This window comes from Micrococcus sp. ACRRV (assembly GCF_022346985.1).
Classification (GTDB): domain Bacteria; phylum Actinomycetota; class Actinomycetes; order Actinomycetales; family Micrococcaceae; genus Micrococcus; species Micrococcus porci.
The window spans coordinates 26,253-33,688 of record NZ_JAKRNH010000016.1 but is presented as its reverse complement, the minus strand read 5'-3'; the positions used below and the strand labels follow the sequence as shown (position 1 = coordinate 33,688).

The window sequence follows — 7,436 nt, the reverse complement described above, 5'->3', positions numbered from 1 at the left end:
GTCCCCACCCCGTTCTGGCTCCCCGGCGGGCGGTTCCGCCTGCCCCTGCTCGGCCGGGCGGGGTCCTGGCGGGAGTGGGTGGTGGCCACGGCGTGCACCGTCTACGTCGTGGGGGCGGTGTCGGCCGTCGTCCGCGCGCTGCTCGCGGCGGCCGACCCGGCGGCGTGGCCGCTGCCGGGGCCGTTCGCGTAGCGGGGCGGGGCCGCCGCCGAGGTCAGTTCCGGTCCGCCCACGCGGCGTGGCCGCCGGCCAGGGAGAGCACGCGGTCCGCCGCCTCCGGCGCGGCGGCGACGACGGCCTCCCGCGCCCGCGCGGACCGTGCCCCGGCGGCGCAGTAGACCACCACGGTGCGGCCCGACTCCGGCGAGTGCGCGGCCGGGTCGGCGAGCACCTCGTCGAGGCGGACGTGGCGGTCCTCCGCTGCGGCGGGCGCCGAGATCCGGGCGAGGCCGCGCTCCCAGTCCTCGCGGACGTCGAGGAGGGTCAACGCCGCGGCGCGTTCCGGGTCGGCGAGCAGGGCGGCCAACCCGGCCGGGGTGATCTCCCCCGACTCGACGGGGTCCGCCCCGCCCCGCGGCACGGTGTGAGCGGACAGGTCCGTCACGGACGTCCGCTCCGGGTCCGGCACCAGGCGCAGGGTGCTGAACCGCATGGTGAGGGCGTCCACGGACAGGAGCCGGCCGGTGAGGGGCTCCCCCACCCCGGCCAGGAGCTTGACCGCCTCGGCCGCCATGAGGGAGCCGATGATCCCGGGCAGCACGCCGAGCACCCCGGCCTGCGCGCACGTGGGCACCTCGCCGGGTTCGGGCTCGTCCGGGAACACGTCCCGGTACAGCGGCCCGCCCGGGGCGAACACGCTCACCTGCCCCGCGAACCGCAGGATCGCGCCCCACACGACGGGCACCCCGGCGATCTCGCCGGCGTCCGCCACGAGGTAGCGCGTGGCGTAGTTGTCCGAGCCGTCCACCACCAGGTCGACGGCGCCCACGAGCTCCAGCGCGTTCGCCGCGGCGAGCCGCTGCCGGTGCTCCACCACGCGGATCTCCGGGTGCAGCCCGCGCATCGTCTCGGCGGCCGAGGCGGTCTTGGGACGGCCGAGGTCGGCCTCGACGTGGATCACCTGGCGGTGCAGGTTCGAGCGGTCCACCACGTCGTCGTCGACGACGTGCACCTCCCCCACCCCCGCGGCCGCCAGGTAGGTGAGCACGGGGGCGCCGAGCCCGCCCGCGCCGACGACGAGCACGCGGGCGCGGAGCAGCCGCAGCTGCGCCTCCGGGCCGAAGCCGGCCAGGCCCAGGTGCCGGGCGAAGCGCTGCAGCTGGGTGTCGGAGAGCTCATCCAGCGAGTGCGGCGCCCGGTCCTCGGGGACGAGCGGCTCCCCCGCCGGCCGGCTCACGCCCGCTCCTCGGCTCCGCCGATCCGCCCGGCCATCGGGGAGGACGCCAGGGCGTGGAGCCGACGCGGGATGCGCCCGGCCCGGTGCGCGTGGTAGCCGGCCTCGAGCGCGAGGCGGCAGGCGTGCGCCATGCGGGCGGGCTCGGCGGCGCGGGTGATGGCGGAGGCCGCCAGGACGGCGTCGCAGCCGGCCTCCATGGCCAGGGCGACGTCCGAGGCGGTGCCCACGCCGGCGTCGAGCACGATCGGCACGGAGGCGCGCGAGACGATCAGCTCCAGGTGTGCGCGGTTGAGGATGCCCAGCCCCGAGCCGATGGGCGAGCCCAGGGGCATGACCGCGGCGGCACCCGCGTGCTCCAGGCGCAGGGCCATGGCCGGGTCGTCCGAGGTGTAGGCCAGCACGGTGAACCCGGCGGCGGCCAGCTGCTCCGTGGCATCCAGGGTCTCGACGACGTCGGGCAGCAGGGTGCGGTCGTCGGCGATGACCTCGACCTTGACGAGCTCGGTCTCCAGCGCCTCCCGGCCCAGACGCGCGGTGAGGACGGCGTCCCGGGCGGTGCGGCAGCCGGCGGTGTTGGGGAGCACGTCGATGCCGAGCCGGTCCAGCAGGGCGATCAGCCCGTCGCGGGCGTCGGTGGACCAGCGGCGCAGGGCCACGGTCGTGAGGGTCGTCTCCGAGGCGACCAGCGCGCCCTCCAGCGCGGCGAGGTCCGTGATGCCGCCGGTGCCCATGATCAGGCGGGAGGACAGCTCGTAGCCGCCGATCCGCAGGGGCGGGACGGCGGTCGACGCCTCCCGGGCGCGGCGGCGTTCGGTCGTGTCGTGCGGCGCCACCGCTCAGCCCCCCTGCACCGCGGTGACGACCTCGACGGCCTCGCCGCCGGCCAGCGTCCGGGCGGCCCATGCCGAGCGGGGCACGACCTCACCGTCCACGGCCACGGCCACGCCGAGTCGTCGCCCGTCAGCGGCGGCGCCGTCGTCGCGGACCGTGCGTCCCGTCACGTGCTCGACGACGTCGCGCACGGTGGGCCCGTCCAGCTCGGCGGGTTCCCCGTTGAGGGTCAGGGTGAGGGTGCTCATGCGGTCTCCTTCGGCAGGGCGGTCAGCAGGTCGAGAACTCGCCCGGCCGCCCACGGCGCGAGCAGGATCCCGTGGCGGTGGAAGCCGGTGGCCACGACGACCGGGGCGCCCGGCACGACCTCGACCCGCGGGGCGTCGTCGGGGGTGCCGGGGCGGGCGGCGGTGGTGACCTCGGCGAGCTCGCACTCGCGCACGGCGGGAAGGATCGCGGCGGCGTCGGCCAGCAGGTCGAGGACGGACCCGGCCGACGTGCCGGCGAGGCCGTCCTCGCGGGCCGACGCGCCGACCACGAGGGTCCCGTCCGCGCGGGGCACCAGGTAGACCTGCCGGCCGTGGACGAGACCGCGGACCGTGCGGGTGATCAGGTGGTCCTCCCCCGGCAGCAGCTGCTCGGGCCGCACGCGCAGGCGCAGCACATCCCCGTGGACGGGGCGCAGCGGCACCTCGGCGGTGGCCGCCCCGCCGATGCCCCGGTGCCCCAGGCCGGCAGCCAGCACGGCGGCGTCCGCGTCGATCGCCGCCCCCGACTCGAGCGTGAGCCCCACGCCGGAGCCCACCGGGTCGGTGGACGTGACCGTGCCGGACACGAGGCGGGCGGCGGGGCCGGCGCCGGCGGGCAGGGGGCCGCCGTCGGGACCGGCCTCGGCCACGAGGGCCGCCAGGCAGGCCGCGGCCGCCCGGCGGGGGTCGACCTGGTGGTCGTCCGGGGCGTCGAAGCCCGCGGCCAGGCCGGGGGCCAGCGCGGGCTCGGCCCGGCGCAGGGCGCGGACGGCGACGGGCTCCACCCGGCGGCCGAGCGCGGACGCGTGCGCGAGCACGTGCTCCCACGCGAGCACGTCCGAGGGATCCGCCGCCACGATCCACGAGCCCTCGGCGCGGAAGCCGGTCCCGACGTCGGAGAAGCCGGCGAGCAGATCCACGAGCAGGGGCCAGCCCTTCCAGCCGGCCTGCAGCAGCGGGGCGAGCGCGTCCTGGCTGAACTGCGTCTCGGCGAGCGGGGCGAGCATGCCCGCGGCGGCGTGGGTGGCGCCGGCCACGGCGTGTGGGCGCCCGGCGGTGTCCAGTTCGGGGGCGATCAGGGTGACGGCGTGGCCTGCCGCGCGCAGACGCACGGCGGCGGTGAGGCCGATGATCCCGGCCCCGACGACGGCCACGTGCACGGACCGGTCCTCCTCACGGCGGCATGACCCGCATCGAGTGGTGATGGTCGGCCGCGCCGGCGCGGTGCGCCCCTGCGGCCCTCTCAGCCCGGCGTGTGCGGCCCGGGCTCCCATGGAACTGCGGCCAGTCTGCCACAGTGGGCGCATGCACTCCCCCGATCCGCTCCTGATGACCGCGGCCGGCCGCGACGACGGCGACACCGGCCCCGGCGCGGGCCGCCGCGCCCGCCTCGCCGCCTCCCGGCTGTACGTCTGCACCGACCTGCAGCGGTTCCTGCGCCCGGACGGCACGCTCGACACGGCCGCGTTCGGGGGCTTCTGCGCGGCGGCGTTCCGCGGCGGGGTGGACCTGATCCAGGTGCGGGACAAGGCCGTGGACGTGGCGGTCGAGCTGGCCGCGTTCGCCGTGCTCATCCCGCTGGCCCGGGAGCACGGGGCGCTCTCGGCCGCCAACGATCGCGCCGACGTCGCCGCCCTGGCCGGGGTGGACGTGTTCCACACCGGCCAGACCGACCTGACCACCGCGCAGTGCCGCGCCCTGCTGGGCCCGAACGTGGTGCTCGGCCGCTCGTGCCACACCCCGGACCACGTACGCGCCGCCCGCGCGGAGGACGGCCTGGACTACTTCTGCACGGGACCGGTGTGGGCGACGCCCACGAAGCCGGGCCGGGCCGCCGTCGGACTGGGGCTGCCAACCCTCGCCGCGCGCCTGGACGCGGAGGACCCGGCGGGGGCACGGCCGTGGTTCGCCATCGGCGGCGTCGACGCGGAGCGGCTGCCCGAGGTCCGCGCGGCCGGCGCGGGGCGCATCGTGGTGGTGCGGGCCGTGACGCAGGCGGCCGACCCCGAGGCGGCGGCCCGGACGCTGCGCGCGGGCCTGCCCGGCTGACGTGCCCCGTGGGGAGGTCACGGACGGGCCGTCCTGATGGTGTAGAGTCGACGAGTCCGCAACGCGCTCGACGCGTCGCGACCCCCGCCTCCGTAGCTCAGGGGATAGAGCGTCTGCCTCCGGAGCAGAAGGCCGCAGGTTCGAATCCTGCCGGGGGCACCACAGACCGGGCGGTCACCTTCGGGTGGCCGCCCGTCGTCATCCCCGGGGGAGCCGGCGGGCGGCCAGGACCATGCCGAGGCACAACCCGACGTCCAGGGGCGCGGCCGGATAGAACGCGTCCACGCTGCGGTCCCACGCGAAGAGCACGCAGCGCAGCACGGCCAGGACCGCGTAGGCCACGACGGGTCCGGGCCGCCTGACAGCCACCGGCCGAGGCCACAGCGCGGGCAGCGCCGCCAGCGGGAGGACCAGCGAGACGGCCCACGCCCCGAGGGCCACCGCCGTCGGCACGGGCAGGACGGGTCCGGCGATCACCAGCGCCGCGAGCAGCACCACCCAGCCGGCCGGCGCCCACAGCGCGATGCGCACGGCCGGGGACGGCGGTGGCCCGGTCCGGCCCTCGGCCCCGCCTCGACGTGCTGTGTCATGATCCTGAGCCATGAAACGGGCCTCCCTCATCGTCCTCATCACCCTCGCGGGTCTCCTCGTGATCGCACTCCCGACCGCGCTGTTCTTCGGCCTGGGCGATCTGGTCCTCGGCGGCGACGCCTCCAGCGCGCTCTTCACCGTCGGCTTCATGGCCGCGGGCCTCGCCCTGCTCTGGGCGGCACAGTTCGCGTGGTCGTCGTGGCGGGAGTCCCGGGCCCGGCGGCGCCGCGACTGAGCGGACGCCTCGCCTCAGCCCCGCTGCGCGTGACCGTGGTCGACGGGCCCGTGCCACGTCGGCCGCGAGGCGTCCCCGACCGCGAGGGCCTCCCCCGCCCGCATCGCGTCGGCCAGCCACGGCTTGGCCCGCTCGAGCGCGTCCTCCCAGCTCAGGCCCGCGCCGGCCAGCGTGGCCAGGGCCGAGGAGAGGGTGCAGCCGGTGCCGTGCGAGGCGCGGGTCGTCACGCGCGGGCCGCGCACCTCGTGCACGGCCCCGTCCACGCGCACGACGGCGTCCGGCACCTCCGCCGCCTCGGCCTCGTCCAGGTGCCCGCCCTTGAGCAGGACCGTCACGTCGTGCTCGGCGGCCAGGCCCCGGGCCGCGTCGAGGGCGGCGTCCCAGTCCGTCGCGTCCCGCCCGGTCAGCCGGGCCAGCTCGGGCATGTTGGGGGTCACCAGGTGCGCCGCCCGCAGCAGCCGGGCCCACGCGGCGCGCCCGTTGTCGTCGCCCGCCGTGGTGAGGGCGTCCCCGCTCGAGGCCACCATGACCGGGTCCAGCACGACGACGGCGGGTCGGGTCTCCTCGAGCCAGCCGGCGACGGCCCGCATGAGCTCCACCGTGCCGAGCATGCCGATCTTCACGGCGTCCACGGCGATGTCGGCGGCGACCGAGTCGAGCTGGGCGCGCACCACGTCCACCGGCAGCGGGTGGACGGCCTGCACGCCCTGCGTGTTCTGGGCGGTGATCGCGGTGATCGCGGTCATCCCGTAGCCGCCCCACGCGGCGATGGTCTTCAAGTCGGCCTGGACACCGGCGCCGCCGCCGGAGTCGGAGCCGGCGATGCTGAGCACGCGGGGGACGGCGGAGGTCATGCGGGGGCTCCTTCGGGTCGGGGCGGATCGGCCGCCCGGGCCGGGCCGATCCCGTCCATGAGAATGTAGTCGCATGTCCCACGTCACAGAGAGCTCTCCCGCGCACCCCGGCCGAGCCGAGGAGTCGGCGCCGCTGCGGCCAACCTCCCCGCTCGGGATCGCCGCCACGTTCATCGGCACCACCATCGGCGCCGGGTACGCCTCGGGCAACGAGATCCTGCAGTACTTCGTGAGCTTCGGTCTCTGGGGCGGCACGGGGGCGCTCGTGATCGCCGGCGCGCTGTTCTTCCTGCTCGCGGTGATCGTGCTGCGGCTGGCGCAGAAGCTGCGGACCACGGACATCCACCGGATCGTGAACCCCACGACGTCGCGCGTGCCCACCTGGTTCGCGGACCTGTGCATCACCACGTCCCTGCTGGGGACGCTGGTGATCATGCTGGCCGGGGCCGGGGCGGCGGTGCACACCGCGTTCGGGCTGCCCTCGCTCGTGGGCTCGCTGGTGATGGCGGCCGTCTGCGTGGTCTCGGTGCTGGCCGGCATCACGGGCCTCGTGCGCGTCCAGGCCGTGGTGGTCCCCCTGATCATCGTGGTCGCCGTCGGCGTCGCGGTGTGGGGGCTGGCGAACCCGGGGGCCGCGGTGGACGACGTCGCCGCGCTCGTGACCTCGTCCCCGCTGATCAACCAGTGGTGGCTCTCGGGCGTGCTGTACGTGGCGTTCAACATCCAGCTGGCCTACGCGGTGCTCGCCCCGATCGGCGAGGAGAGCTCCTCGTCGGGCCGCTCCCTCGTCGCCGGGGCCGGGCTCGGGGCACTGGGCCTCGTGGTGATGGCCGGCGCGGTGATGGCCGCGATGACCGCCCATGCCCAGCTGATCGGCCGCGCCGAGCTGCCCATGGTCGAGCTGGCCGCGATGATCGGCGGCTGGGCCGCCCTGCTGTACACGGTCGTCCTGCTGCTGGCGCAGTTCACGACGGCGGTCTCATGCCTGTACGGCGGTGTGGAGCGCATCGCCCTGCTGTCCTCGATGCGCCGCGTGCCGGGCTGGGCCATCGCCGTCGTCACGGCCCTGGCCGCCACCCTGCTCTCGAGCGTCGGCTTCTCCGACCTCGTGGGCACCGTCTACCCCGTCCTCGGCTACGCCGGCCTCGTCATCATCGTGATGCTCATCGTGACGTGGATCGTCGAGCGCACCACGGTGCGCCGCCGGGCGGCCCGCGCGGCGCGCGCCTGAG

The 7,436-nt window shown here is 76.6% G+C and carries 9 protein-coding genes, 1 tRNA gene, 1 pseudogene and 1 riboswitch; of the genes and pseudogenes, 5 read left to right on the top strand and 6 right to left on the bottom strand.

The window, feature by feature from the left end:
* Nucleotides 1-192 (top strand): annotated as a pseudogene (locus tag MHY29_RS03150) (metal-dependent hydrolase); the annotation flags it as partial.
* 22 nt (nt 193-214) lie between these two features.
* On the opposite strand, the gene MHY29_RS03145 reads toward MHY29_RS03150, so the two are convergent.
* The 4 genes from MHY29_RS03145 to MHY29_RS03130 all read right to left on the bottom strand — a co-directional run bounded on the left by MHY29_RS03145 (nt 215) and on the right by MHY29_RS03130 (nt 3,635).
* Nucleotides 215-1,396: a HesA/MoeB/ThiF family protein gene (locus MHY29_RS03145; RefSeq protein WP_239238196.1), complete on the bottom strand. Its 1,182-nt coding sequence runs from the start codon at nt 1,394-1,396 to the stop codon at nt 215-217.
* Nucleotides 1,393-2,229, bottom strand: coding sequence for a thiazole synthase (locus MHY29_RS03140; protein WP_370643431.1), 837 nt, complete (start codon nt 2,227-2,229; stop codon nt 1,393-1,395). Before MHY29_RS03140 ends, MHY29_RS03145 begins: the two co-directional genes overlap by 4 nt.
* Nucleotides 2,230-2,232: 3 nt before the next feature.
* Nucleotides 2,233-2,475 carry a sulfur carrier protein ThiS gene (thiS, locus tag MHY29_RS03135; RefSeq protein WP_239238195.1) on the bottom strand — a complete coding sequence of 81 codons (243 nt, stop codon included), beginning with the start codon at nt 2,473-2,475 and terminating at the stop codon, nt 2,233-2,235.
* Nucleotides 2,472-3,635 (bottom strand): FAD-dependent oxidoreductase, encoded by a 1,164-nt coding sequence (locus MHY29_RS03130; protein ID WP_239238194.1) that lies wholly within the window; start codon nt 3,633-3,635, stop codon nt 2,472-2,474. Before MHY29_RS03130 ends, thiS begins: the two co-directional genes overlap by 4 nt.
* Nucleotides 3,629-3,759, bottom strand: a riboswitch (TPP riboswitch). (Overlaps the previous gene by 7 nt.)
* A 21-nt stretch (nt 3,760-3,780) precedes the next feature.
* Here MHY29_RS03130 and thiE point away from each other — a divergent pair.
* Nucleotides 3,781-4,524, top strand: coding sequence for a thiamine phosphate synthase (gene thiE / locus MHY29_RS03125; protein WP_239238193.1), 744 nt, complete (start codon nt 3,781-3,783; stop codon nt 4,522-4,524).
* An 86-nt stretch (nt 4,525-4,610) separates the two neighbouring features.
* Nucleotides 4,611-4,686 (top strand) — tRNA-Arg (locus MHY29_RS03120).
* A gap of 36 nt (nt 4,687-4,722) precedes the next feature.
* Here MHY29_RS03120 and MHY29_RS03115 read toward each other — a convergent pair.
* Entirely contained in the window at nt 4,723-5,055 is a 333-nt protein-coding gene (locus tag MHY29_RS03115; protein WP_239238192.1) for a hypothetical protein, read from the bottom strand.
* 70 nt (nt 5,056-5,125) lie between these two features.
* Between MHY29_RS03115 and MHY29_RS03110 the strand changes: the two genes are divergently transcribed.
* A complete protein-coding gene (locus MHY29_RS03110; protein WP_180537243.1) occupies nt 5,126-5,350 on the top strand; it encodes a hypothetical protein in 225 nt (74 codons plus the stop codon).
* A 14-nt stretch (nt 5,351-5,364) separates the two neighbouring features.
* Here MHY29_RS03110 and thiD read toward each other — a convergent pair whose 3' ends face one another.
* Nucleotides 5,365-6,204: a bifunctional hydroxymethylpyrimidine kinase/phosphomethylpyrimidine kinase gene (thiD, locus tag MHY29_RS03105; RefSeq protein WP_239238191.1), complete on the bottom strand. Its 840-nt coding sequence runs from the start codon at nt 6,202-6,204 to the stop codon at nt 5,365-5,367.
* Between the two features lie 73 nt (nt 6,205-6,277).
* On the opposite strand from thiD, the gene MHY29_RS03100 reads away from it, so the two are divergent.
* A complete protein-coding gene (locus MHY29_RS03100) occupies nt 6,278-7,435 on the top strand; it encodes a hypothetical protein (protein WP_239238190.1) in 1,158 nt (385 codons plus the stop codon).
* The last annotated feature ends 1 nt before the right edge of the window (nt 7,436 follow it).

What these genes read in the sequence shown, in the direction of transcription:
- thiS (WP_239238195.1), bottom strand. Translation starts at nt 2,475, where the DNA reads ATGAGCACCCTCACCCTGACCCTCAACGGGGAACCCGCCGAGCTGGAC.
- thiE (WP_239238193.1), top strand. Translation starts at nt 3,781, where the DNA reads ATGCACTCCCCCGATCCGCTCCTGATGACCGCGGCCGGCCGCGACGAC.
- MHY29_RS03110 (WP_180537243.1), top strand. Translation starts at nt 5,126, where the DNA reads ATGAAACGGGCCTCCCTCATCGTCCTCATCACCCTCGCGGGTCTCCTC.
- thiD (WP_239238191.1), bottom strand. Translation starts at nt 6,204, where the DNA reads ATGACCTCCGCCGTCCCCCGCGTGCTCAGCATCGCCGGCTCCGACTCC.
- MHY29_RS03100 (WP_239238190.1), top strand. Translation starts at nt 6,278, where the DNA reads ATGTCCCACGTCACAGAGAGCTCTCCCGCGCACCCCGGCCGAGCCGAG.